The 23,725-nt window shown below is 49.4% G+C and carries 24 protein-coding genes and 3 pseudogenes; 17 read left to right on the plus strand and 10 right to left on the minus strand.

Annotation, left to right across the window (positions count from 1 at the left end; all coding sequences use genetic code 11):
• Positions 1-46: 46 nt before the first annotated feature.
• The 5 genes from OGY37_RS17855 (at position 47) to OGY37_RS17875 (ending at position 5,294) form a co-directional block, all read left to right on the plus strand.
• Positions 47-979 (plus strand): phage tail tube protein, encoded by a 933-nt coding sequence (locus OGY37_RS17855; RefSeq protein ID WP_286621422.1) that lies wholly within the window; start codon positions 47-49, stop codon positions 977-979.
• A 41-nt stretch (positions 980-1,020) separates the two neighbouring features.
• Entirely contained in the window at positions 1,021-1,359 is a 339-nt protein-coding gene (locus OGY37_RS17860; RefSeq protein WP_065944825.1) for a phage tail assembly chaperone, read from the plus strand.
• 17 nt (positions 1,360-1,376) lie between these two features.
• Positions 1,377-1,664, plus strand: a complete 288-nt coding sequence (locus OGY37_RS17865) for a DUF1799 domain-containing protein (protein WP_065944826.1) — start codon at positions 1,377-1,379, stop codon at positions 1,662-1,664.
• Positions 1,664-4,711 carry a phage tail tape measure protein gene (locus tag OGY37_RS17870; protein WP_286621426.1) on the plus strand — a complete coding sequence of 1,016 codons (3,048 nt, stop codon included), beginning with the start codon at positions 1,664-1,666 and terminating at the stop codon, positions 4,709-4,711. Before OGY37_RS17865 ends, OGY37_RS17870 begins: the two co-directional genes overlap by 1 nt.
• Before the next feature lie 100 nt (positions 4,712-4,811).
• On the plus strand, positions 4,812-5,294 hold the full coding sequence (locus tag OGY37_RS17875; RefSeq protein WP_047416540.1) for a hypothetical protein: 483 nt from the start codon (positions 4,812-4,814) through the stop codon (positions 5,292-5,294).
• Positions 5,295-5,354: 60 nt separating this feature from the next.
• Here the strand turns inward: OGY37_RS17875 and OGY37_RS17880 are convergent, their stop codons facing one another.
• Complete coding sequence (locus OGY37_RS17880; RefSeq protein ID WP_286621429.1) at positions 5,355-6,968, minus strand: SNIPE associated domain-containing protein; 1,614 nt, start codon at positions 6,966-6,968, stop codon at positions 5,355-5,357.
• 27 nt (positions 6,969-6,995) lie between these two features.
• On the opposite strand from OGY37_RS17880, the gene OGY37_RS17885 reads away from it, so the two are divergent.
• From OGY37_RS17885 to OGY37_RS17920, 8 genes are all read left to right on the plus strand, one after another.
• A complete protein-coding gene (locus tag OGY37_RS17885; protein WP_286621432.1) occupies positions 6,996-7,511 on the plus strand; it encodes a phage tail protein in 516 nt (171 codons plus the stop codon).
• Positions 7,512-7,519: 8 nt separating this feature from the next.
• On the plus strand, positions 7,520-8,293 hold the full coding sequence (locus OGY37_RS17890) for a phage minor tail protein L (protein WP_065944833.1): 774 nt from the start codon (positions 7,520-7,522) through the stop codon (positions 8,291-8,293).
• A gap of 12 nt (positions 8,294-8,305) precedes the next feature.
• Positions 8,306-9,037, plus strand: a complete 732-nt coding sequence (locus OGY37_RS17895; RefSeq protein WP_286621436.1) for a C40 family peptidase — start codon at positions 8,306-8,308, stop codon at positions 9,035-9,037.
• Positions 9,025-9,618 carry a tail assembly protein gene (locus tag OGY37_RS17900; RefSeq protein ID WP_279266171.1) on the plus strand — a complete coding sequence of 198 codons (594 nt, stop codon included), beginning with the start codon at positions 9,025-9,027 and terminating at the stop codon, positions 9,616-9,618. The genes OGY37_RS17895 and OGY37_RS17900 overlap by 13 nt, the downstream gene beginning before the upstream one ends.
• Before the next feature lie 54 nt (positions 9,619-9,672).
• A complete protein-coding gene (locus OGY37_RS17905) occupies positions 9,673-12,870 on the plus strand; it encodes a TipJ family phage tail tip protein (protein ID WP_286621439.1) in 3,198 nt (1,065 codons plus the stop codon).
• Between the two features lie 245 nt (positions 12,871-13,115).
• Entirely contained in the window at positions 13,116-13,388 is a 273-nt protein-coding gene (locus OGY37_RS17910; protein WP_286621441.1) for a hypothetical protein, read from the plus strand.
• Entirely contained in the window at positions 13,385-14,023 is a 639-nt protein-coding gene (locus OGY37_RS17915; RefSeq protein WP_286621445.1) for a hypothetical protein, read from the plus strand. The genes OGY37_RS17910 and OGY37_RS17915 overlap by 4 nt, the downstream gene beginning before the upstream one ends.
• 71 nt (positions 14,024-14,094) lie before the next feature.
• Positions 14,095-15,441 carry a phage tail fiber protein gene (locus OGY37_RS17920; protein ID WP_286621447.1) on the plus strand — a complete coding sequence of 449 codons (1,347 nt, stop codon included), beginning with the start codon at positions 14,095-14,097 and terminating at the stop codon, positions 15,439-15,441.
• 126 nt (positions 15,442-15,567) lie between these two features.
• Here OGY37_RS17920 and OGY37_RS17925 read toward each other — a convergent pair whose 3' ends face one another.
• A complete protein-coding gene (locus OGY37_RS17925) occupies positions 15,568-15,810 on the minus strand; it encodes a DinI family protein (RefSeq protein WP_048220770.1) in 243 nt (80 codons plus the stop codon).
• A gap of 93 nt (positions 15,811-15,903) precedes the next feature.
• Positions 15,904-16,023: pseudogene (locus OGY37_RS17930) on the minus strand (hypothetical protein); the annotation flags it as partial.
• A 107-nt stretch (positions 16,024-16,130) separates the two neighbouring features.
• On the opposite strand from OGY37_RS17930, the gene OGY37_RS17935 reads away from it, so the two are divergent.
• On the plus strand, positions 16,131-16,520 hold the full coding sequence (locus OGY37_RS17935; RefSeq protein ID WP_097496097.1) for a HumD family translesion DNA polymerase: 390 nt from the start codon (positions 16,131-16,133) through the stop codon (positions 16,518-16,520).
• Between the two features lie 194 nt (positions 16,521-16,714).
• Here the strand turns inward: OGY37_RS17935 and OGY37_RS17940 are convergent, their stop codons facing one another.
• The 3 genes and pseudogenes from OGY37_RS17940 to OGY37_RS17950 all read right to left on the minus strand — a co-directional run bounded on the left by OGY37_RS17940 (position 16,715) and on the right by OGY37_RS17950 (position 18,462).
• Complete coding sequence (locus tag OGY37_RS17940) at positions 16,715-17,116, minus strand: hypothetical protein (protein ID WP_286621450.1); 402 nt, start codon at positions 17,114-17,116, stop codon at positions 16,715-16,717.
• Positions 17,117-17,359: 243 nt separating this feature from the next.
• Positions 17,360-18,014, minus strand: a pseudogene (locus OGY37_RS17945) (SOS response-associated peptidase).
• Between the two features lie 151 nt (positions 18,015-18,165).
• Positions 18,166-18,462 carry a YciI family protein gene (locus OGY37_RS17950; RefSeq protein WP_003020675.1) on the minus strand — a complete coding sequence of 99 codons (297 nt, stop codon included), beginning with the start codon at positions 18,460-18,462 and terminating at the stop codon, positions 18,166-18,168.
• A 215-nt stretch (positions 18,463-18,677) separates the two neighbouring features.
• On the opposite strand from OGY37_RS17950, the gene tonB reads away from it, so the two are divergent.
• Positions 18,678-19,406, plus strand: coding sequence for a TonB system transport protein TonB (gene tonB, locus OGY37_RS17955; protein WP_168150127.1), 729 nt, complete (start codon positions 18,678-18,680; stop codon positions 19,404-19,406).
• 64 nt (positions 19,407-19,470) lie between these two features.
• Here tonB and yciA read toward each other — a convergent pair whose 3' ends face one another.
• The 4 genes and pseudogenes from yciA to OGY37_RS17975 form a co-directional block, all read right to left on the minus strand.
• Positions 19,471-19,872, minus strand: coding sequence for an acyl-CoA thioester hydrolase YciA (yciA, locus tag OGY37_RS17960; RefSeq protein WP_003020670.1), 402 nt, complete (start codon positions 19,870-19,872; stop codon positions 19,471-19,473).
• 165 nt (positions 19,873-20,037) lie between these two features.
• The gene (locus OGY37_RS17965) at positions 20,038-20,577 is read right to left on the minus strand and encodes a septation protein A (protein ID WP_003020667.1); all 540 of its coding nucleotides are present in this window, start codon (positions 20,575-20,577) and stop codon (positions 20,038-20,040) included.
• Positions 20,578-20,631: 54 nt separating this feature from the next.
• Positions 20,632-21,375, minus strand: coding sequence for a YciC family protein (locus OGY37_RS17970; RefSeq protein WP_003020663.1), 744 nt, complete (start codon positions 21,373-21,375; stop codon positions 20,632-20,634).
• A 28-nt stretch (positions 21,376-21,403) separates the two neighbouring features.
• Positions 21,404-21,481 (minus strand): annotated as a pseudogene (locus tag OGY37_RS17975) (YkgJ family cysteine cluster protein); the annotation flags it as partial.
• 292 nt (positions 21,482-21,773) lie between these two features.
• Here OGY37_RS17975 and ompW point away from each other — a divergent pair.
• Together ompW and OGY37_RS17985 are read left to right on the plus strand one after the other, a co-directional pair.
• Positions 21,774-22,412 carry an outer membrane protein OmpW gene (ompW, locus tag OGY37_RS17980; RefSeq protein ID WP_003833354.1) on the plus strand — a complete coding sequence of 213 codons (639 nt, stop codon included), beginning with the start codon at positions 21,774-21,776 and terminating at the stop codon, positions 22,410-22,412.
• Positions 22,413-22,838: 426 nt separating this feature from the next.
• Complete coding sequence (locus OGY37_RS17985) at positions 22,839-23,555, plus strand: YebC/PmpR family DNA-binding transcriptional regulator (RefSeq protein WP_063940825.1); 717 nt, start codon at positions 22,839-22,841, stop codon at positions 23,553-23,555.
• The last annotated feature ends 170 nt before the right edge of the window (positions 23,556-23,725 follow it).

Below are 23,725 nucleotides of genomic sequence, written 5' to 3' on the forward strand. Positions count from 1 at the left end.
CCCGCCATCCGGCGGGTTTTTTATTACCTCAATTCAGGAGAATGCAATGGCATTCGCAATCCCTAACGGGTCACGTGTGAACGTGGCCAAGGCCTATCTTGCGCCGATTGTCTTCACTGCAGCCTCCAACGCGACGGAATGCGAACTGACCGTTGCCTCGGCTGCTGGCATCCTCGCGGGCGATGTCGTCCAGGTTAGCTCTGGCTGGCTGAAGCTCGATAACATGGTGCTGCGCATTAAGTCCGTGACCAGCAATAAAATCGTGTTGGAAGCCTTCGATACGACCGACACCAAGAAATTCCCGGCTGGCACCGGCGCGGGTACTCTGCGTAAAGTCGACTCGTGGATCACCATGCCGCAGGTCATGACGCTGTCCACTGAGGGCGGTGACCAGCAGACTATCAGTGTCCAGTTCCTGGAGGATGATAAGGCCCGTACCATCCCGACTTTCAAAAACGCAGTGGTACAGGTCTACACCTTCGCGCATGACCCGCAGTTGGCGATTTATAAACGTCTTATCGACCTGGATGACTCCAGCGACACCACGGCGGTCTGGTTCCATAATCCGCGCGGCAAAGCAGATCGTTATTACTCCGCCAAAGTATCGTTCCAGCGTGTACCACGTACTGAAATCAACGCTGTTGAAAGTAATGAAGCGCGCATGAACTTCGAATCGGATATGCAGATTTACCCGATCGCTGACTCCTCCGCTACACCTCTGGCGTTCCTGACTGACCTGCCAGCAACCAAGTCTGTTGCTGCTAATGCAGCTCTGGATCTGTCGGTGGTCATGCAGGGTGGTTCCGCGCCGTACACCTATGTGTGGAAGAAAGACGGCACAGCCATTCCGGGCAAAACCGCATCCACGCTCAACATTCCGTCCGCTCAGTCTTCTGATGCTGGGGTGTATACCTGTGAAGTTACCGACGCCGCAGGGAAGACGCTCACTTCTGCCGGATGCACCGTCAGCATTACTTGATTAATCTGGCCCGGTAATCCGGGCCTTACCGAGATAAACAAATGACCAAATTCTCCCTGATCCCGAACCCAACTTTTTCCGTTACTGCCAGCATCCCACGCGCTGGCGCCGAAGACGGCAAGCTGACCTTCACTTTCCGCCATAAGACGCTGGAAGAGCTGCGCTCCATGGACGAGAAGCTGCAAAAGGCCGCTGAAGGTAAAAAGGATGCTATTGAGCCGCAGGCCGATTACCTCATGGAAATTGTCGAAGGCTGGGCACTGCCGGATGAGTTCAACCGAGATAACGTGATCGTCCTGCTAAAGAACTATCCTCGCGCGTTCGACAGCATCGGGCTGGCATACACCAAAGAGCTGATGGGACTGCGCGAAAAAAACTGAGGCAGGTCGCCGCAGCGTTGTATACACCGGGACCGACGCTCGCGGAGTTAGCCGCTTTTGGTTTAACGCCTGAGGACGTGGAGGAAGAGGTAGGGATCCTGCCATCCGTATGGGAGGCCTTTACCGTCTTCTCCGCACTGGCGACCCAATGGCGCGTCGGCGCGGGCGGTGCGACCGGTCTTGATTACAACGTTCTCCCCTGGGTGTTTAAGTTGCACGGGGTTGAGGATGCGGCGGCCTGCATGGCTGATATTCGAATCATGGAAAGCGAGGCTCTCAAAGTGATGCATAAGGAGACGGCCTGATGAGTGACCAAATCGCCTCGATCACATTGCGTGCTGACGTATCCGATCTGAAAACAGCCAGCAATGAACTGGATAAACTCGGTGAAGCCGCGGCGGGTGCCGTAGGCAAAGCTGATGACCTCAACAGCGTATTCCGCGCTGGTGCTGAGTCTGCGAAGCAGGGCAGCGAAGGTATCAAAGAGCAGCAGGTGGCGCTGAAAGGCCTGCTGGAGAATATCGACCCGGTAAACAAGGCGCTTAACCGGCTGGATGAACAGCAGGCCGCCCTGCGTAACTTCCAGACCAAAGGCTTCCTGGATGCCGATGATTTTCAGCACTACAACAAAATCCTCGACGATACGCGGCTAAAGCTGACGGATACCGGCGAAGCTGCTGCCAGGGCACAAGCCGAACTGGCAGCGACTCAGGCCGCTGAGAAGCAGTCCGCTGCGCTGAAGAACCTGCTGGGCTCTATCGACCCGACGATCCGCGCATTCAACTCACTGGATGAGCAGCACGCGCAGCTGGTGGCGCATTTCGAAGCTGGGCGCATCAACGGCGCGCAGTTCGAGCACTTCAATACAATCCTCAACCAGACGCGGGAGCGTCTGTCTGGCGTGGCTGACGTGCTGCCAGAGGCACTATCCCGACAGGAAGCAGCGGCGCGTCGTGCCGGTATATCGGTCGGCCAGTACAGCGCCGCGATGCGCACGCTTCCAGCACAGTTTACCGATATCGCCACGCAGCTTGCTGGTGGGCAGTCTCCGTTCCTGATTCTGCTCCAGCAGGGAGGGCAGATTAAAGACCAGTTTGGCTCGGTTCAGGGGGCGCTGTCGGGTGTTGGCGAATATATCCGCAGCATGGCCGGGATGATTAACCCAACCACGATTGCGCTGGCAGGTCTGGTCGGCACAGTTGGTCTGCTGGCTGCTGCGGCATACAGTTCGTCTGAACAGTTCGACCAGGTTGCCCGGTCGGTCATCATGATGGGCGGCGCTGGCTTCGTCTCAATGCAGCAGCTAAATGAGGCTGCTGAAGAGGTCGCCGGCAAGACGAACACATCCATCAGCTCCACTGTCGATACTCTGGTTACGCTGAACGATACTGGCAAATATACCGCCAGCCAGATGAAACAGATCGCCACCTCCATCACCCTGATGGGCAAGGCTGGTAACGACACCAAAGCGGCGATGTCCGACTTCGGCAAAATTGTCAACGATCCGGTAAAAGGGCTGGCCAGCCTGAATGAACAATATGGCTTTGTCGATGAAGCTATGATGAAACACATCATCCAGTTGCGTAAGCAGAAGGGGGAGCAGGCGGCGGTAAACGAAGCCATCAACCTGTTTGCTGGCGTTATGGCAAAGCGCGCAGAAGAGACCAACAGGGCCACCGACAATATCGGGCAGTCCTGGCAGTGGTTGAAGAAAACAGCATCTGACTCCTTTGATGATATCGGGATTACTGTCCGCGCCTGGGGAAATCAGGTGATCGATATTTTCAACCTGGTTGAAGCTTCAATAAAGGACCTATTCCTCAACATCACCTCTCTGGATTCCAAGTTTACTGGGACCATTGCAAGATGGGCTGAGAAAATCCCGGGCGGCGGAGCAATAACCGACTTCCTCGGCATGGATGTTGAGGCTATGAAAAAGGCCGGGGCGGAAGCTGACAAAGAGATAGCAGCGAACAAAAAACGCTACGATGAACTCTGGAAGCGGGTCACTGCGCCTAATGCACAGGCAAGCTATGAAGCCGAAGCGCGAGGGGCCACGGTTAAAGGTGAGGGAGGATCCAGTCGCGAGTCTAGGGACGCAGTCTCGAAGCTTGCAGAAGACTCAGCCAAAAAGACCAAAGCAGCTAAAGCCACGCTGGATGCTGGCGATCGCACTCTGGAGAACTACCGGGCGCAGGCAAGGACCTTAACGGAAACCCTCGAAACCCTGCGTCAGACCGGCGATATTCACGCCAAAAACACCGAACTGGGCAAGCAGCAGTCACGTTTTGCGGAACTGGACGAGGCCGCGAAAACCCGAGCCCTCACCGCACAGGAGAAATCTCTTCTGTCTAGCCGGGAAGCCATTCTGAATGCCGCGAAGGTTGTGGATCAGAAGAACAAAGAAGTAGAGGTACAACAGAAGATTAACGGCCTGGCACAACAGGCAAATAAGTATGTCACGCAGATGACTGAAAAATCTGAGGCGTTACGTAGCGGGTCGGGTTTAAGCAGTCGCATGGCCCAGAGAATGAATGAAGAGGCGCAGCTTCGTCAGGGATGGATCAATGGTGGTGGTAAACTAGAGGATGCTGGCTACGAGAAAGAGCTGGCAGCTCTTCGTAACTACTACGCCGAAGAGGATAAGCTGCGGGGTGACTGGAAAGCAGGGGCAGTTAGTGGCTGGAATGAATATCTTGAGGCCGCCACGAATACCTATGACGCCGTGAAGAACGTCGCCAGCTCCACGTTGACCGGCTTGAGCGACATGCTGACTGAGCTGATGACCACTGGCAAAGCATCAGTTAAAGAATTCGGCAAATCCATGCTCAAGATGATCCTTGATGTGACGAACCGCCTCATGGTTGCATATGCAGTGCAGGCCGCAATGGGGTGGATCAGTGGTGGCTCTGGTACTTCGGCTGGGGGCGGGCAATCATTCGCTGTTCCATCATTCACCCCGAACGCAAAAGGCGGAGTCTATGAGTCTCCGGGCCTCAGTAAGTACGTGAATGGCGTCTACGACTCTCCTCAGTATTTCACTTTCCAGGGGGCATCTAAATTCGCCAAAGGCGGAGTATTTGCTGAGGCTGGCGAAGAGGCCATCATGCCGCTGACACGGGATTCTGCTGGAAGACTTGGTGTCAGGGCGCAGGGTGGAGGTGGAGCCCAGCCGCAGGTCAACATTGATATTTATGTCGATAATAAGGGCAATGCAACATCTAACACATCTGGAGACGGAGACGCCGCAGCGCGGGCGTTAGGGAAGGAAATAGAAACTAAGGTGACGGAGATCCTTATGAGGGCAACTCGAAGTGATGGCCTCCTTGGTAGGCAGTTCCAGTCAAAATAGGCATCGTCTTAAATTCTGATATGGCAATATCACCCGTACTTGGTTACACCGATGCCTCCCCTGGTTATTATGTCAAAACCATACTAATCAGGGGATGATAATGAAAAAGGTCTTCACGACAGTGGTGTTAGCAATGGCTCTTTCTGCGTGCGCGGGTAATGCTCCAGTCAACAACGCGCAAAAACAAGCCAAGTATAATGAGCTTTCGAAGTGTGACGTAAATATTGAGCCAGTCTCAAAGGTGCCAATGAACAAAATGGAGTTTGCTGAATACCTGTCGACTCAGGCACGGAATGCGTCTGCGGATCAGTTCGTGATTCAAAAGAGAATGGAGATCCTGCAGTTGGTTGGGTGGAATGATTCTGTAGCCGATGCAATAGCGACTTGCGGCGCTAACAGAAAAAACAAACGCAAAGAGAATGCTTCTGGAGTGTTTGAAATAATGAAATCGAGCACTAAGGATGCAGAAGAAAAGCGCGCGCTCGTAGAGGCGTACAGCTCTTGGGAGACTTATGTGACAAGCCAAACGCCTCTCGCAAAACAGGACTTTGATTCTAAAGTCGGCTATTACAAAAACATGTAACTAATGACTTTTAACATAAAAGGGCGATTAAAAACCGCCCTTAAATTTGTCATTGAAATGTTATAATGCGTCCGCAAATCTAGGTAGTTTTTCCTCTTGAGGAACAACTGAAATGATATCCGCTTTCTGCTTACGAATTGCCTTTGTTTCATAATAATGCTGAGCAGTTGCTGTTTCGATAAAATCTACATCATTTCCTGCAATCTCAAATACAGCATCTTTAATATCGCTTAATTTTACATTGAAAAACTCTTTACGCTTATTAACTAGGTTAGTGCGTTGCTCATTGAAACGCTGATGGAGCATGCTTTCCATTGCTGGGGCATCTTCACTGAAAATCATTGCATGAACATCGAACAGGAATGGAACTGATGCACTACCCAGTTCATCCACTCGATCTTGAGGATCAAGTCGACGCGTCATTCCTATTTTAAAAACATCATCACCAAACGAACCAATATTAGAAATAACGTACACATGACCGCGTTTAGTTTGCTGAGCCATTGAAAGAGCTTTTTGGCCTTTCAACAACGCCTCTTCTAAGGCATGCTCTAGTTCGGATACCTTAGCTTGGTGCTTCTCTACTTGCTCAGCTGTCATTTGGGCTAGCTTCGATTCCATTTCTTTACGGGCTTTATCCAACGCTTTTTGGGCGCGACGCTCTTCATCTTCGGCCTCTCGAAGTGCACGATCAATTTCGGCTTGAGCTCGCTTCTCCTCAGCCATCTGAGCGCGGATTTCACGTTGTTCTTCTCTTTCTTCTTGTTTTTTTAAACGATATTCATGTGTAAGTCGAAGTTCATCTAGCTTCAAATCTAAAAAAGCACGATTAATGTAAATCTGGTTAACCTCATTCATCTTATTCAAGGCATCAAATGCTTTATAAATTCTTTGCTCCATTTGATAAACGTTTTTAAATGTACAGTTTGCAATAGCTGCATCACATTCACCATTGAATGCACGTGCTGTCATCTGAATGCCGCGAGTGGTCATTTTCCGACCTTCGCTTTTAGAGCCACCTACCGTCCATTCAGTAGGGCAATGTATTGCGCCAAATTCAGTTTTGTCACGTAGCAGATTTTTTTGTCGTTCGCGACATGCCTTGATCGCATCCTGAAAACTGGCCGATGTTTCAAAATCGAAGTGTGGTGCATAGAACCCCATGTCGGCAAATTCCATATCATCTTTATAGATTGATAGCGCTTCTTCCAACTCATCGTAAGTAATTTTTTTCTCACGATAGGATTTGCGCAGCTCATCAATCTGCTTCTCAATTTCTGTACGCTTGACTCTTTGTGTTTCTACAGCAGTTAGCGCTTCTGCGTTCATTCGCTTAGCTGCTAAACGAGCATCTGATAGAATATCCTCCGCACGCTGAGTTATAGATTTTGCATCTTTTTCACTGGCTGCAATAGTTTTGGTTGCCACAGCTTTTGCTTCGTCAAGGTTGTTTTGCGAATCAATAATTAACTCTTCTGCGGTTTGCTTAGCTGCGTTCGCGATTCGTTCAGCTTCTGTTTCAGCATTGGTGATTGTCGCGTAGCGCTCAAGTTTTGCTGCCTTTTCTGCTGCATCAGCCCTTGCTGATTTTAATTTAATGATGTTAATCACCAAAATCGTTAGAACAACTACGAAAGCTACAGCTCCAATGGCTGCATAATGCACAATATTCATTAAACTATCCCTGTGAATTGGTTAGCTATGATGGATAAAAATATCGACGGAGTGTCGCATATTTCATCATTTTATATATGTGAAGTAACTAATTCTTTTTTCAATGACGTTGTTTCAGGTCAATTTTTCATTAGCCAAATAAATAACCTATCTTTTAACCCAGCTCCGGCTGGGTTTTTTTATGGAGCAAATATGGCAGTTGAAACCTACAACTGGCACTCGCAGCTCGGCGCGGGGGCCGTAGAATACAGTCAAACGATACGGTCTGCGCAGTTCGGGGACGGTTACGAGCAGGTAGCCGAGAACGGCATTAACTCGACGGCTATTCAGGTACCGATGAAGCATGTGGGCGCTGATTCTGAAGTGAATACCGTTCGGGACTTTCTCCTGGCTCATACCGTTAAGGCTTTCATCATCACACCGCCGGGCGAAGAGAAGGGGCTGTACCGCGTTGTCGCCGACTCCGTGCGAAAGAACCAACTCAGCAGCAAATTCGCTGAGCTGACCTTCACGATTAAGCGCGCCTATGGCGTCTATGCCTGAGGTGGAGCATGACAGCACTGATTGATACGGCGGCAATGCTGGCGCCAGGTGGCAGAGTCCGCCTTGTTGAAGTGGATGCTTCAGAGTTCAGCGGCGGTATTCATCGTTTTCACTACAGTCCATTTCCCCATACACCTTCCGAGATTGAAGCGGCGAATGGCGATGAGACTAAACTTGGACCAAAGCCCATATTTTGGGATGGTAAAACCTTCGACTTCTGGCCATTCCAGATTTCTGACCTCGCTCTCTCGACCGACCAGGCCGCCGAGCCAAAGCTCAGCGTGTCAAACCTCGACGGCCACATCACTGCGTTGTGTCTCCAGTTCAAGGACATGGTTAACGCGAAGGTAAGCATCATCGACACCTACGCCGTTTATCTGGACGCGGTTAACTTCCCAGGCGGCGTGAACCCGACGGCAGACCCGACAATGTTCACGCTCCAGACCTTCTGGCTGGACACCAAAACCTCAGAAGATGATGAGGTGGTTACGTGGTCGTTGAGTAGCCCAGCGGATTTGCAGAACCTGGTTATTCCCACCCGTCAAATTACATCGCTGTGCGAGTGGGCGCTGCGCGGCCAGTACCGAAGTGGTGACGGCTGCACCTACAATGGAACAGCATATTTTGATGCGAAGGGGAATGCGGTCGCTGACCCTGCGCTGGACGTGTGCGGTGGTTGCCTGAGCGATTGCCGTAAGCGATTTGGTGCGGGCCTGGCTGAACCCAATACTGCCACACTCGATTTTGGTGGATTCCCGGCAACTGTTCTCTTCTCCCGATAACCGGACTTCAATATGAACAAAACGATAATGAACGCTATCCGGGGGCATGCTCTGGAGGAATCGCCACGCGAGTGCTGCGGCTTCATCATCCAGACAGGACGGCGTCAGCGATACATTCCGGTACCGAACAGCCACGAAAACCCTACTGAGCATTTCCGCATTGACGGCGAGCACTGGGCGAGCGCTGAGGATGCCGGGGCTATTATTTGTGTCATCCATTCCCACCCGGGCGACGGCGCGCGTGCAATAGCTTCAGATCTTGATAGGCAGCAGTGCAATCAGTCAGGTGTCGTCTGGGGCATCTATGCGCCGGATTGCGACGAATACGCCGAAATCACGCCTGATACCATTCCTCTGATTGGCCGCCCGTTCATTCTGGGCTCGCACGACTGCTGGGGGTTGGTAATGGACTGGCATGCTACACAGGGCGTTACGCTGACCGATTTCCGCGTTGACTACCCGTGGTGGGAAAGCCAGTACCCGGACAATCTCTACTTCGAAAACTGGGAACGTGAGGGGTTCGTTGAATGTGATCCTGCGCCCGGCTGCATGGTCATCATGCAAGTCGAATCCGGTAAGTGGAACCATGCGGGAATCATTACTGAAGAGGGTGAGTTACTGCATCACCTATACGGCCATCCGTCATGCATCACGCCATACGCTCACGGCTACTTCAAAGACCGAACGATGATCTGCGTTCGCCACAAAGACTTGCCACAGGAGATTCAGCCATGGCGCGGTTAACCACCATTCGACTGTATGGCGCGCTGGGCGCCCGGTTCGGACGCGTTCATAAACTGGCGGTGCAGACGTCAGCGGAAGCCGTGAAGGCGTTATGTATCAACCTGGATGGTTTGGAAAGTTACCTGATGAACGCGAAGAAAAACGGAATGACGTTCGCGGTGTTTCGCGGCAAGCGCAACATTGGCGCGGATGATTTTAAGAACCTGGCTGGAAGTACCGATATTCGCATAGCACCGGTGATGGAAGGGGCAAAAAAAGCGGGTTTGTTCCAGACGATATTGGGTGCTGTCATGGTTGTGGCGGGCATCGTAGTTACGGGCATGACGTTTGGTTCAGCAGGTGTCATTGGCGCGGGGATGGTCTCCGCTGGTATCGGAATGATGGCTGGTGGGATTTACCAGATGCTTTCGCCCCAGCCCAAAGGACTACAAAGCCGCGATGATCCCGATAACAAACCCTCTTATGCGTTTGGCGGTTCAGTAAATACTCTGGCAATGGGTAACCCTGTCGCCATCCTTTACGGAGAAAGAGAGATCGGCGGCGCCATCATCAGTGCAGGGATTGTCGCCGAAGATATCTGACGATTCCTTATCTTTCAATTAGCACCAAATTGGGTGCTTTTTTATGGATGCAATATGGCAACGATTACTGGTGCAAAGGGTGGCAGCCAGAAGCAGCATACGCCCGTAGAACAGCCTGATTCGGCGCAATCAATGGCGCGCTGCCGCATGCTGCTGGCGCTAGGGGAAGGTGAGTTTGCTGGTGGTCTGGATGCGACCCGGATTTTCCTGGACGGTACACCGCTCGGTAACGCCGATGGAACGATGAATTTTGAGAACGTTTCTTGGGAATTTCGACCGGGCACACAGACCCAGACACCGATTCCGGGTTTTCCCGCAGTCGAGAACGAAACTACGGTTGGTGTATCGCTGACGAAAGTCACCCCATGGACTAGAACTATCAGCAATACCCAGATCGACGCCGTATTAGTACGAGTTGGCATTCCTGGCCTTCAGCAGCAGGAAAACGATGGGGATATTGTCGGCACTACTGTAACGTACCATATTGATCTCGCCGTTGATGGTGGGGCTTACTCTACAGTAATGACCAAAACGGTTACGGAGAAACTCAGCTCTCTCTATGAGTTGACGCACCGTATTAACCTCCCGAAAGCGAACACAGGCTGGCAGATTCGGGTCGTGCGCGATACCGACGACAGTACCAGCCAAATGCTCCAGAACAAAACGCAGGTACAGGCGATCACCGAGGTGATTGATGCGCGTCTCCGTTATCCACATACCGCACTACTGTATGTGTCATTCAATGCTAAGTCATTCAGCAATATCCCGAAGATTTCTTGTAAACCTAAAGGTCGGGTAATCCGCATCCCTCAGAACTACGATCCGATTACACGCACTTATGGCGGTACATGGGATGGTACATTCAAATGGGGATGGACGAATAATCCTGCATGGATTTGGTTCGATATTCTTACTGAGCCGCGCTTCGGACTGGGTCGCAGGGTTACGCCAGCGATGCTCGATAAATGGGAGTTGTACCGTATTGCCCAGCGCTGCGATCAGAAGGTGCCGGATGGTAAGGGTGGCAGCGGTACCGAGCCTCGCTTTATGTTTGACGTTTATATCCAGGCTCAGGCTGATGCCTGGCAGGTGATTAAGGATATTGCGGCAGGTTTTAACGGCATGACGTTCTGGGGCAACAACATGTTCAATGTTGTCTCTGATATGCCAGCGGATACGTCAAAACTTCAGATACTCACTCGAGCCTCTGTTGTCGGTAAGCCAACGTACTCCAGTGGCAGTGAAAAGAACCGCTATAGCTCTGCGCTGATTAACTTTAGTGATCCGGATAACCACTATCAGGATCGCACAACGGCAGTGATGTTTCCTGATCTGGTGAAACAGTTCAAGTTTAAGCAGACACAACTAACTGCGATCGGATGCACGCGTGAAAGCGAGGCGCAGCGCCGCGGAGGGTGGGCCGTCTACTCTAACTCTCTGGACCGTATTATCACTGTTCAGACGGGACTTGATGGCTTCGCTTATGTGCCGGGGACCGTATTTGCGTTTGCAGATGAACGGCTGTCTGGCCGTGTCTATGGTGGGCGAATTACTGACTACGATGCCGGGCTAAAATCTGTAACTACCGATCGGGGAACAAGCGCATTGGCCGGCGATACGCTGATGATTCGTACTCAGGGCGGTACCGTTGAGAGTAGAACCATTCAGGCGGTTAACGGCCAGCAACTGATACTGGCAACTGCCTTTACCGCTGAGCCACTACCTAATGCCATTTTTGTTATCGATGCAGGTCAGTTGCGCCTCCAGTATTTCCGTGTAACCAATCTGACATTTAACGATGAGGAGAACACCTACATTATCACCGGTGCAGAGTACAACGGGGCGAAATATGATGCCGTTGATAACAATGCCCGACTGGATACGCCACCGATCAGTCTGATACCGACAGGCCTGGTAGGGCAACCGTCGAACATCGCAATTAGCAGCTACGATTCCGTTCGTCAGGGGCAGCGTATCGCTACCATGGTTGCGAGTTGGGATGCGCCATTAGATAAACACGGTAAATCTCAGGCAGATATCGTAGCGTATCAGGCACAGTGGAAACGTGGTGATAATGAGTGGATCAATATTCCAGAAACAGGCCTGCGCAATATAGAAGTGTCCGGGATTTTTTCCGGTGATTACCTTGTGCGCGTCCGTGCGATTAACTCTGGGGGAGCGTCTAGCCTTTGGGCCACCTCTGCGTTGACCCATCTTACCGGCCGCACCGGTGAAGTTCCAAAACCGATTGGACTTCGTACCACTGCAATCAACTGGGGTATTCAGGTTGACTGGTCCTTCCCGGCTGATACAGGTGACACGCTCCAGACCGAGTTGCAGTATTCAGCAAACGGTAATGGGGATAATCCTCTGCTGCTCGCAGGAGTTCCGTATCCTCAACACACATATACCCAACTGGGTTTGAAGGCTGGTCAGGAGTTCTGGTACCGGGCTCGTCTGGTCGATCGCATTGGTAATCAGAGTGACTGGACCGACTGGATTCGTGGCCAATCCAACGCGAATGCTGACGACTACCTGGGCGATATTGCTGATGACTTCCTGACGTCTGCGGACGGTGACCGCCTGACAGGCGACATTGATACCAACCTGGAAGCCGCTTTGCAGAACGCGCTGGCCAACCATGCAACCGTGGAACATCAGTGGGCGCAGTACGGCGAGGTCCGCGCTGATATCCTGGTGGTGAAGACAACTATCGCTGATGTGGATAAGGCCATGGCGGAAATGTCCACGCAGGTGCAGGCGCAGTTCAATGGCGTGACCGCGGCGCTGGAAGATAAGCTGACCGCCGTCGTGGATGCCACTGGAGCCTCAGCGATTTACACCCTTAAAACCGGTGTTCGCATCAACGGGATAATGTATAACGCCGGGATGTCGATTGCGGTGCTGGCGGAGGCCGGAAAGCCTGTGGTCACTCGCGTCGGGTTTAACGCTAACCAGTTTGTCCTGATGAGCGGCAGCGGAACCACGCAATATTCACCTTTTGCCGTGGTTAATGGGCAGGTGTTTATCAGCGATGCGTTTATTCAGTATACCAGCATTACCCTTGCAAAAATTGGGGAGTTGCGCTCATCGAATTACGTTCAGGGTAAAACAGGCACCATCATGAAAGCAGACGGAACGTTTGAAATTAATGGTTCTAATGCAGGTGATGGCAGAACCACAATAGATAACTACGGACAGAAGGTATATGACAAAAATAATACTCTTCGGGTTGTTGTTGGCAAATATTAGCGGTTGCGCCTCTATTTTTCAGGCATTAAATAGTGGTGTTAAAAGTGTCGATTGTACGGCTGTATATTCTTCACATTTAGGTGCCGGTGCTGAACTTCGTACTGCGACAGTTTCTATCAAACAGATCCGCATTGATAAAAATGGGACGTATTGGCTCAGGCCAGTTAATAACCTGCATGTACGATATTTTCCTGGCTGGAAGTCAACTGAACAGCTGACAGACTATCAATGTAAAGGGGAAGATTATGGCTTACGGAGTGCAACTATTCGACGCTAAGGGGAATGAGTTAGTGGGGCGATTCAATCCCACCTTTGTTGCTGCCGTTATCACTTCTCCAGCATCAGGCTCAAAGGCTTATCCGGTTGTTGAAGGAAAAACTCTGGTCGCAGATCCGCAAAACATATTCACCCCAAGCGGTTCAAAAGGCCAGACTCCGGCAACTGCGACCGTTGCCAATGGCACGGTAACCTGGTCTAACGCATCAGCAAATCAGCCAATATTGGTGATGTACAAATGAGTTATGGTATTAAAATTTTTCGTGAAGACGGTAGTCTGTTTATTAGTCCTGAAGTCACACCGATGAATTTTATCGGTGTATATCGTTTCACAGGAAATATGACGATCCCCACAGACATCCCAGCCACGGCAAATGTGATTTCATTTATCCGTAACGATTCTGCAACCGGGGCCGCTTATGTTATTCCGGTTGCTTCAAATGGGAAATGGAAGCTGAATTTAAACTGCAATGGGGTAGGCGGTCATGTCTACGTGTTCGCAAACGTTGTTCCTGTTGCGCATGGTATTGGAATGGCAGTGTATAACGCTAACGGCGATATGGTCTGGAATACGGACTGTTTGCCGCTTGAGCTTCATTTTGTAGATAACCCGTGGAACGGTTCAGGAAATGGCAATGGTGCAAACTACGACGTTAATGTCGGGCTTCCGGCGGCAGTAGTATCCGGTATGAGTTCAAATTACCTGGTCCCGTTAGATCCTGCAGCTGGGATTTATATTTATGGGACGCTGACGGCACGCGCATATGACAACATCGTTGGCGGGTATTCCATTTACAGCGAACAGATTAACGGGCAGGCCCCCACACCTCGATTTAAAAAACAGTATATCTACATCGATACGCGACTTTATTCGTAGAGACTGTTTTCTATCCAAATCACTAACCTCGCTCCGGCGGGTTTTTTATTATCTGAATTCAGGAGATATCCATGTCAGCAGGAACTTTAACCCTGACGAATAACTCTGCTGCGGTCGCTGGCAACGGGACCGCGTTTACCACCGAGGTGGCGGCCGGAGATTTTATTGTTGTCACTGTCGGCGGCATTCCCTATACGCTCCCGGTTAAGTCCGTGGAAAGTAGTGCAGCGTTGACACTGGTCAGCAATTTTACCGGGCCAACACAATCTGGCGCGGCCTGGTCTGCAGTACCCCGTGTGGCGCTGAATATGGTCACCGCCGCGCTGGTGGCTCAGAGCGCAGAAGCACTGCGCGGGCTGAACTATGACAAACAGAACTGGCAGCAGGTATTCAGTGGTTCGGGAAATATCACGGTAAGGCTGCCGGATGGCAGTTCTTATACAGGGCCTGCCTGGGGTGGGATTTCTACTGTATTAGGAAATATCACGACTTCGATGGGTGGGAAGGCTGATATTGCAGCGTTGGACAATTACGCAAAGAAAGGCGCTAATACAGATATAAGCAGCCTCACAGGGTTGACCACTCCCCTGGGAAGCGCATATGGAGGAACTGGAGGAAAACGCGGTTGTGCAATAGGAATTAATCAGGATGATTACGGGAATAATACGGGGGGATGGACTGGGTTTGTTAATTATATTACTGGGGCAAAATCTTCCGCATGCGGATCGCTGTTTGTTACGAGCGATGGCCCCTGGGTCACGTTTATGTCAGTACGGCATCGCAACGGCGCTGCTGACGGGGATAACTTTGGGTTTACCATTGAAGATCAGGAGATGTTTACTGCATCGTACAATTCATTTTTTATCCGAAAACAAGCATCTGGAACCTGGGCGCATCCTGCGAAGTTGTATAATGATAAAAATACTACGGTTGACGCTAATGGCTTCATAAAAGCGGCCTCGCCAGTAATTCAAATTTATGCAGATGGCCGATCAAAAACCAATGAGGAGTCAGAAGGGGTGATGGTTACACGGCAGGCGGTTGGGGAATATCTGATAACTGGTTGCCTTGGCCTGAACGCGGACGCCAGCTGGGGCGGCTGCGACGGTGGTTTCGAAATACCAGTCGATCGAAACAAACAGCCTCGGCTCTGGCTCGATTATGTTGTCAATTCAGATGGCTCCGTGTTGGTTAAAACCTATCACCGGACGCACCCAAACGCTCCTGAATTTGCACGTAATGAGCGCAAAAACGTATTCGATGGAGAACCGGTTGATATTCCTGCCGATCAGTTTGTCTCGGTTCGAGTTGAGATGCCACAGAACAGCATCTGGAATCAGAAACAGAAGGATATGCGGGAGGCGATGGAAAAAGAAGAACGTGAGCGTCAGCAAAATCAGCAGGATGCTCAGGTGTAAAAATGATGGTTGCCGCAACCACACCGTATGCAAGAGCGTGGTTACGGCGAACATCCGATAGTGCGAGTATTGAATGATTGCCAGTCACGGTGGATTGTACTTAAGCAATATGACGGTTCAGGGCGTTTAATCTGAAACCAGCCACATATCAGACTCTTCAAACATTTCCTGAACAGTACGGCTTATCTGTTCCTTCTCATGCTTGCTGGCGTCGGTGTTGATCGCCGGCAGTGTCATCATCGGTTTAACCCGAACATCAGCATCAGGGAAGATACGGTGAACCCTCCTGGTCAACTCGCCCAGAATGATATCTTTTGCTCCGGGCAGACCATCAAAATTCCTTTTGTCATAAACGAGTTCCACGAACATTGCTTATTGCCTCTTTACTGGATGGATATACAGTATTTATACTGTGTTTTTATCCGGTATTCAAGAGAGGGCGTGATGATGCCACGACGCAGCGATATTGAAATAGCCTGGTATGCTTCGATACAGCAGGAACCAAATGGCCGGAAGACCGTCACCACGCAACGGTTTGTCCAGGAACTGAGCAAGGTTAACTGGAGCTGGACGATGAAGCAGGCCAACGAATGGATCGAGTGGTATGTGACAACATTCCGCGATGTATCAACGCAGGAAGGCGAGAACCGTACCTTTCAGCTGTTCAATCCAAACGGAGGACTATAGCCATGGGCTTTCCTTCACCTGCGGCAGATTATGTTGAAACACGAATTTCTCTCGATCAGCAGCTAATCAGCCAGCCCGCAGCGACTTATTTCATGCGTGCATCGCGTTCACATTTCAGGGAAGGGATAATTCAGGGGGCGCTGCTTGTTGTTGATGCCTCACTTTCAGCCTGTGATGGCTCGCTGCTGATATGCGCGATAGATGGAGAATTCAGGATCAAGCGATACCGGACTCATCCTCAGCCCCACCTGGTTAATCTGGAGAACGGGAGAAGGGAGGCGCTGCCAGTAGATGATGACGGTTACAGTTCTGCACCCGCTATATTCGGGGTGATCACATACATCATTAATGATGCCAGGAACGCGGAGTTTGATGACTGCCCGGTGATGTGAATAGCTTAAATGTCGGGGATTTTTCTCCGATTATTCCCCGTTGCTTCTCCACTCAGAAAACAAGCGTAAAAAAACCAGCCGTAACAGGCTGGTTCTTAGAGGATTTTTGGTCGCACGAGAGGATTTGAACCTCCGACCCCGACCCCCCATGACAGAGATAGGAGATTTCAGAAGTGTATATATTGAACATGGAATTATATTTTTTGGAATATCCACTCAACAAGTTTCGTACTCTGGGTTGCTAGAGATATGATGAGCAGGACTAGACCCAAAATCCATTTATGCTTTCCCACGAAACGTTTGATCCTTTGGTATTTTGTTAGCGATGCTTCGTAGTTTTCAATCAGGGAAATCCATTGCCTAATTTTTGTCTTGTAATGATCCCATGAATTCTCAGCTGATTGTAGTTCTGATAAGGGTTTTATCCTTCTCGAGATCCATCCACAAGATATAAGCGGTTTAATTTCTGGCAACTCCTTAACACCAAAGTCAAATCGCTGTTGGTTAAGAAGGTTAATAATTACATTCTGTTCTTGGGCGCTGACTCCGGTGAGTTCACAAATTTCTTTTAGTTTGTCCAAGGTCATAATCGTCATGCTCACGTGGCTGGTGATATCGATTATACCATCGCTAATTTTTTTTCGTGGGACTGCCACCGAACAGAAACATTTATAATAAACCTTTGACTCGATAACCCGAGCGATATTAAAGCATTCCCAACAACTGAAAGCATAGTTTTGATATTCAATGAGTTCAAAAAGGTAGTTGCGCTGCCATTCTGCTAGTTTAAAATTTAATAATTATCATGTAGTTATCTTATTTTTCTCGGTAACTCTGCATCATATTGGCTGGATTAACTGAGGCCCCTGATTTTTCACATTCCCAACGGAACGCGTTACGGCGTGCCATATAAATTTATCAGCCGGTACGGAACCATCGTACGCAATTTCCGCAGCTTCTTTCCCTCCAACGTCCTGCCTCATCCATTCGCGAGCGGCTTCTGGTGACAGTACCAGTGGCCGCCTGTCGTGAATATCTTGCAGCAGCCGTCACTATCAGGAATCCTTCTGCTTCATCTCCACGTTCGAATGGTGCGCTGCCGATCGCCGCCATGAATATTGGCTGGCCATCGGCTCGATGAATGAAGAAGGGCTGCTTTTTGTCGCCTTCCTTTTTCCACTCAAAACAGCCATCAGCAAAGCAAATTGCGCGACCGTGTTGCCACAGAGGCTTAAACATTCTGCTGGTGGCCGCAGTTTCAGAGCGTGCGTTAATTAGTGGTGGTTTATCCCACCACCCTGGGGCGTATCCCCAGATAACAGGATCGAGATGGAGTTTCTCGTCACGTTCGCTCAGAAGCAGAACTCTGGTGCTTGGCGCCACGTTAAAACGCCCGATCGGTTCCGGGTCATATGGAATGTCTCGTTCGACTTCGTCAGCGAGAAGGACGAGATAGTCTTCACGCGTCATCGACTGTGAAAAGCGTCCACACATAGAAACCTCCAGCCATATGTCAGACTGAAAGTATAGGTGGTAACTAAAAGAGAGGGCGCGTAGGTTAATGTGTACCTAAATGCGCCCTTAAATTTGATTTTGGATGAATATTTGTGTTTATCTATTTGAATTTAAGGTTAATTATTTAAATTCAAAAAACCTTCTTGTACGGTTTTACTGAAACCTGCGCATACACGCCCGCCGCGACATACGGATCGGCTTCCGCCCACGCCTGTGCCGCCTCCAAAGATTCAAATTCGGCAATCACCGTCGAGCCGGTAAAACCCGCCGCACCGGGATCGTTACTATCGACCGCTGGCATGGGGCCCGCCGTGAGCAAACGACCTTCGTCATGAAGGAGTTGCAGGCGAGCCAGATGAGCAGGGCGCACGGAGAGACGTTTTTCGAGAGAGTCTGCAATATCTTGAGCGTAAATAACATACAGCACGGGTAGAGCTCCTTGAACGGTAAAAGTCGTTAATAACGTTATTGGAAAGGCCTAACAACTGCAACGGAAAGATAACTGATATGTTAAGGCCATACTCTGAAAGCGGTTTTTTATCATAAAATCGCGTTTTAAATGTCAGTTACCGCCACGGGCTTATTGAATATGATTGCTATTTGCATTTAAAATCAGGGCCTGGTTTTTTTACTGAAACGATTATGACTTCAATGACCCTTGATTTACCTCGTCGCTTTCCCTGGCCAACGTTACTGTCTGTCGGCATTCATGGTGCCGTAGTGGCTGGTTTGCTGTATACCTCGGTACATCAGGTTATTGAACTGCCTGCGCCAGCGCAGCCGATCTCTGTCACGATGGTCGCGCCTGCCGACCTTGAACCGCCTCAGGCCGTTCAGCCGCCGCCGGAACCCGTTGTCGAGCCTGAACCGGAACCAGAACCGATTCCAGAGCCACCAAAAGAGGCACCGGTGGTGATTGAAAAACCGAAGCCCAAGCCTAAACCGAAGCCAAAACCGGTGAAAAAGGTGGAAGAGCAACCGAAACGCGATGTTAAACCAGCAGAACCGCGCCCGGCCTCCCCACTGGAAAATACGGCACCTACTCGCACAATGACCAATACCGCGCCGGCAACTACCAGCAAACCGGTGGTCAGTGCGCCATCAGGTCCACGCGCTTTAAGCCGTAATCAGCCTCAGTATCCGGCGCGAGCTCAGGCGCTGCGCATTGAAGGACGGGTAAAGGTCAAATTTAACGTAACGCCGGATGGTCGGGTTGAAAATGTGGAGATCCTGTCTGCACAGCCTGCCAATATGTTTGAGCGTGAAGTGAAAAATGCGATGCGTAGATGGCGTTATGAGGCAGGTAAACCCGGTTCCGGACTCGTGGTGAATATTGTTTTCAAATTAAACGGCACAACGCAAATCGAGTAAGCATCAGGCCGTCCGGCAATCATCACTCTTGATCATTGCCGGATAGCATTACTGGCGTGTGCTATCAGGCCAACGTGGGAATTGGACGCGGTTTCCCGTCTTTATCAACGGCAACGTAGATAAACAGAGCCTCGGTGGCTTTATAGCGCTGCCCAATAGGTTCAGAAGCGACTTTCTTCACCCAAACTTCAATATTGATGCTGATTGAGGTTGTCCCGCGTTTCACACAGCGCGCGTAACAACACACTACATCACCTACGGCGACCGGCCGCAAAAAGCTCATTCCTTCAACCCGCACCGTTACCACACGACCATGTGCGATCTCTTTGGCCTGAATCGCGCCACCTATATCCATTTGTGACATCAGCCAACCGCCAAAAATATCACCATTCGCGTTGGTATCTGCAGGCATGGCCAGAGTACGTAAAACCAGTTCACCCTGGGGAGTGTTATTCGTTGTTGTCATTGTAGAACCGACTATAGAGAAAGATTACAGGCGCGATGCTACTAGAATTTGTGCGTTGAGAACAGAGGGGATGCGGCGTGCAGAGCAGATGTAAGCCAGGTTGTCAGCACAATGGAACGCGAGGGGATAAAAATTCGCCAGATCCGCAGATCTGGCGAGCATGTATTACGATTTATCTTCTTGCGGCAGATGACGGTAAATATAGACTCCACTCAGCAGCGTAAAGAATAAAGTCAGGGCGGTCAGGCCGAACACTTTGAAGTTGACCCAAATGTTCTGCGGTAGCCAAAATGCAATATAGATATTCGCCAGACCACACAGGATGAAAAAGACGGCCCAGGCTAAATTAAGTTTCGACCACACCGGCTGCGGCAGGGTCAGCTCTTTACCTAACATGCGTTGAATTAGCGGCTTTTTCATTACCCACTGGCTAACCAGCAGAGCACCAGCAAACAGCCCGTAAATCACCGTTACTTTCCACTTAATGAATTCATCGTTGTGGAAAAAAATAGTCAGGCCACCAAATACGGCCACCAGGACAAAGGTGATTAACGCCATCTTCTCGACCTTGCGATAGCGAACCCAGCTGTAAATCAACACTACAGCCGTCGCGACAATCAGCGCCGAGGTCGCCGCATAGATGTCATAAAGCTTATAAAAAGCAAAAAAGACAACCAGCGGTAAAAAATCAAGAAACTGCTTCATTCTTCGATTCCGTCATCAAAAGCACCGGGTACAAGCCCGGAATGCGTTCAGGGTTTATTGGCGAATCAGCATGTACAGGCGGAACAAATAGATCAGCAACACGGCGGAGATCATATTGCTCAGCGTATTCGCCAATACCGCGCCTACATTCGGCGTAAGTACTGCAAAACTTGGCGCAAAAAGCAACAGCAGCGTTTTTGCCAGCAACCAACCGATCACTGCCGGCGCAACCAGTCGCATATTCGACCACGCGAGACGCATACTGTTGCGCATCGCGGCAAAGACACCCATTTTGTCCTGTACCAACATCACAGGGGCGAGTGCCAGCAGGATCGCCAGCAGAATACCGGGTACAACAACCAGCATAATACCGATTTGCACCAGCAGAGTAGTCAGAAAAATCAGAATAAACAGCTTCGGTAACACTGGCGCACTGGCGCCGATGGCACGTAATGCGCTGACGCGATGACCTGCTGAAATCAGCTGAATCATCAGGATGACACCCCCGGCGAGGATGGCATTACCAATCAGACCGGAAAACGTCGACGCCGCGGAAGCGCGTAGCAAAATTTGCTGTTGCTCCGGGGTCATGTTTTGCACCAGATCGAACAGCCCCACGCTGCTGGTTAACTGATCGCCTTCACTGAGTTGCGCAATTTGTGCGTCAGTGGGGGAAAAGGCATGCCCTAACACCACTGTGATAAACGCGCACAACAACGATACCAGCAAGATGGTAATGAATTGATTACGGAAAAAGTTTCCCGTGTCACGGTAAACGGATTTCGCCGTGATAGACATGCACTCTCCTTGAGTTTTGCAGGTGTTCATTTGCGGGCAATTGTACCCTGGATAACTCTACAGTGGCAGCATCGCGCGATGTATGGAAAAGCATATCTTTGTAAAGCTGCAGTAATTTTTGGCTATGACTTCAGCGTCGTGCATGAACGCTGTTTGTTATCTGCGCATCACGAGCAGATATCCATCACCCATCAGCAATGAGCTGGAGGTACTTGCACATTGAAAATATATCAAAATTGATCTGAATTAATTTAACCAGGATTTTGAATGCAAGTTCTAACTTAATCTGGATCAATAAATGTTAAATTATCAAAGTCAATGTGATCCATGTTAGATCACTTATTACTCCAATGTGGGTATATTCGTTCCGCTTTTATAACCATAACGATGGAGCGGACATGAAAAAATTAACAGTTGCAGCATTGGCTTTAACAACTCTTCTCTCTGGTAACGCATTTGCGCATGAAGCTGGAGAGTTCTTTATTCGTGCAGGTTCTGCCACCGTCAGGCCGACGGAAGGTGCAGGTGGTACGCTGGGCAGCTTAGGTGGCTTTGATGTCAGCAATAACACGCAGTTGGGTCTGACATTTACCTACATGGCAACCGACAATATCGGTGTTGAATTACTGGCAGCTACGCCGTTCCGCCATAAAATCGGTACTGCTGCAACGGGTGATATTGCCACCGTACATCATTTACCGCCGACGTTAATGGCGCAGTGGTACTTCGGTGACTCCAGCAGTAAACTGCGTCCGTACGTAGGTGTTGGGGTGAACTACACGACCTTCTTCGATGAAGGCTTTAACGACAACGGTAAAGAAACGGGGTTATCGGACCTGAGTCTGAAAGATTCCTGGGGCGCAGCAGGGCAAGTTGGTATGGACTATCTGATTAACCGTGACTGGCTGATTAACATGTCGGTGTGGTACATGGATATCGACACCACCGCAAGCTATAAAATGGGCGGTGTACAGCAGCGAGACAGCGTACGCCTTGATCCGTGGGTGTTTATGTTCTCTGCGGGTTATCGTTTTTAAGTTTTTCTGCAAACCCCCTGCAAAACTGGTCATCAAATGGCCAGTTTTTCCATTCTTTTCCACACGTGTCATTGTCTTGAACGGCCATTATTTTGCGCCTCTGGCCTGACAAAATTTGTGTGTCGATACCTCGCTATAAGCAGTACTGCGCTAACTTTAATAGCAAGTGTGTTTATCTGGAATATCACTTTTGTTTCTCTTCTCTTATGCATTATTGTTGCGGTTCATTTATTACGCACAAAAAACCTGAAGATAGTCAGGGGATAATTTATCCAAAATGTTAACTATTGATAAAATTAAAGTAACATATCGTAAAATTTGGATATTTTATTTTTCATGGACGAGGATTTATACGTCATGATATAATGTAATGCTAGGTTATTTACCTGTCGGCTATGTAAATGAATTTTTGAGGAGATCATTCCAGTGGGACGTAAGTGGGCAAATATTGTTGCTAAAAAAACAGCTAAAGACGGAGCAACGTCTAATGTATATGCAAAATTCGGTGTAGAAATTTATGCTGCTGCTAAACAAGGCGAACCAGACCCAGAATTAAATACATCTTTAAAATTCGTTATTGAACGTGCTAAACAAGCGCAGGTTCCAAAACACGTTATTGATAAAGCTATTGATAAAGCCAAAGGCGGCAGCGATGAAACGTTCGTGCAAGGGCGTTATGAAGGCTTTGGTCCCAGTGGCTCACTGATTATCGCTGAAACATTGACTTCAAATGTTAACCGTACGATTGCTAATGTCCGCTCAATTTTTAATAAAAAAGGCGGGAATATCGGAGCGGCTGGTTCTGTCAGCTATATGTTTGACAATACCGGAGTGATTGTATTTGAAGGGACAGATCCTGACCACATTTTTGAAATTTTGCTTAATGCTGAAGTAGATGTTCGTGATGTAACCGAAGAAGAAGGAAACATCGTTATTTATACGGAATCTACAGATCTTCACAAAGGCATTGCTGCTTTAAAAGCCGCAGGGATTACTGAATTCACTACCACAGAATTAGAGATGATTGCTCAATCAGAAATTGAACTTTCACCAGAAGATTTAGAAGTCTTTGCAGGGCTTGTTGATGCCCTTGAAGATGACGATGATGTTCAAAAAGTATATCATAACGTTGCAAATCTCTAATGATAGATTAAAAGAATCTGTCATTATGGCAGATTTTTTTAACTCATAGGGTTGTTATGAAGAAGAATGTCTGGCCAGATATGTTTATTCTAAAAAATAGATAAAAACCACTATCTTAAAAAAGAAAATGTAATAATTAAAATCTCTGGCCTTAACTTCTTAGGTACGCG

The organism is Citrobacter sp. Cpo030 (assembly GCF_030333005.1).
Lineage (GTDB): Bacteria > Pseudomonadota > Gammaproteobacteria > Enterobacterales > Enterobacteriaceae > Citrobacter > Citrobacter portucalensis.

Bases quoted from the DNA above. Each gene is read 5' to 3' on its own strand.
- OGY37_RS17890 (WP_065944833.1), top strand. From the start codon at position 7,520: ATGACAGCACTGATTGATACGGCGGCAATGCTGGCGCCAGGTGGCAGA.
- OGY37_RS17855 (WP_286621422.1), top strand. From the start codon at position 47: ATGGCATTCGCAATCCCTAACGGGTCACGTGTGAACGTGGCCAAGGCC.
- OGY37_RS17970 (WP_003020663.1), bottom strand. From the start codon at position 21,375: ATGTCTATCACGGCGAAATCCGTTTACCGTGACACGGGAAACTTTTTC.
- OGY37_RS17910 (WP_286621441.1), top strand. From the start codon at position 13,116: ATGGCTTACGGAGTGCAACTATTCGACGCTAAGGGGAATGAGTTAGTG.
- OGY37_RS17895 (WP_286621436.1), top strand. From the start codon at position 8,306: ATGAACAAAACGATAATGAACGCTATCCGGGGGCATGCTCTGGAGGAA.
- OGY37_RS17940 (WP_286621450.1), bottom strand. From the start codon at position 17,116: ATGACGATTATGACCTTGGACAAACTAAAAGAAATTTGTGAACTCACC.
- ompW (WP_003833354.1), top strand. From the start codon at position 21,774: ATGAAAAAATTAACAGTTGCAGCATTGGCTTTAACAACTCTTCTCTCT.
- OGY37_RS17920 (WP_286621447.1), top strand. From the start codon at position 14,095: ATGTCAGCAGGAACTTTAACCCTGACGAATAACTCTGCTGCGGTCGCT.
- yciA (WP_003020670.1), bottom strand. From the start codon at position 19,872: ATGACAACAACGAATAACACTCCCCAGGGTGAACTGGTTTTACGTACT.
- OGY37_RS17965 (WP_003020667.1), bottom strand. From the start codon at position 20,577: ATGAAGCAGTTTCTTGATTTTTTACCGCTGGTTGTCTTTTTTGCTTTT.
- OGY37_RS17880 (WP_286621429.1), bottom strand. From the start codon at position 6,968: ATGAATATTGTGCATTATGCAGCCATTGGAGCTGTAGCTTTCGTAGTT.
- OGY37_RS17935 (WP_097496097.1), top strand. From the start codon at position 16,131: ATGGGCTTTCCTTCACCTGCGGCAGATTATGTTGAAACACGAATTTCT.
- OGY37_RS17885 (WP_286621432.1), top strand. From the start codon at position 6,996: ATGATGGATAAAAATATCGACGGAGTGTCGCATATTTCATCATTTTAT.
- tonB (WP_168150127.1), top strand. From the start codon at position 18,678: ATGACTTCAATGACCCTTGATTTACCTCGTCGCTTTCCCTGGCCAACG.
- OGY37_RS17870 (WP_286621426.1), top strand. From the start codon at position 1,664: ATGAGTGACCAAATCGCCTCGATCACATTGCGTGCTGACGTATCCGAT.
- OGY37_RS17875 (WP_047416540.1), top strand. From the start codon at position 4,812: ATGAAAAAGGTCTTCACGACAGTGGTGTTAGCAATGGCTCTTTCTGCG.
- OGY37_RS17860 (WP_065944825.1), top strand. From the start codon at position 1,021: ATGACCAAATTCTCCCTGATCCCGAACCCAACTTTTTCCGTTACTGCC.
- OGY37_RS17915 (WP_286621445.1), top strand. From the start codon at position 13,385: ATGAGTTATGGTATTAAAATTTTTCGTGAAGACGGTAGTCTGTTTATT.
- OGY37_RS17905 (WP_286621439.1), top strand. From the start codon at position 9,673: ATGGCAACGATTACTGGTGCAAAGGGTGGCAGCCAGAAGCAGCATACG.
- OGY37_RS17900 (WP_279266171.1), top strand. From the start codon at position 9,025: ATGGCGCGGTTAACCACCATTCGACTGTATGGCGCGCTGGGCGCCCGG.
- OGY37_RS17925 (WP_048220770.1), bottom strand. From the start codon at position 15,810: ATGTTCGTGGAACTCGTTTATGACAAAAGGAATTTTGATGGTCTGCCC.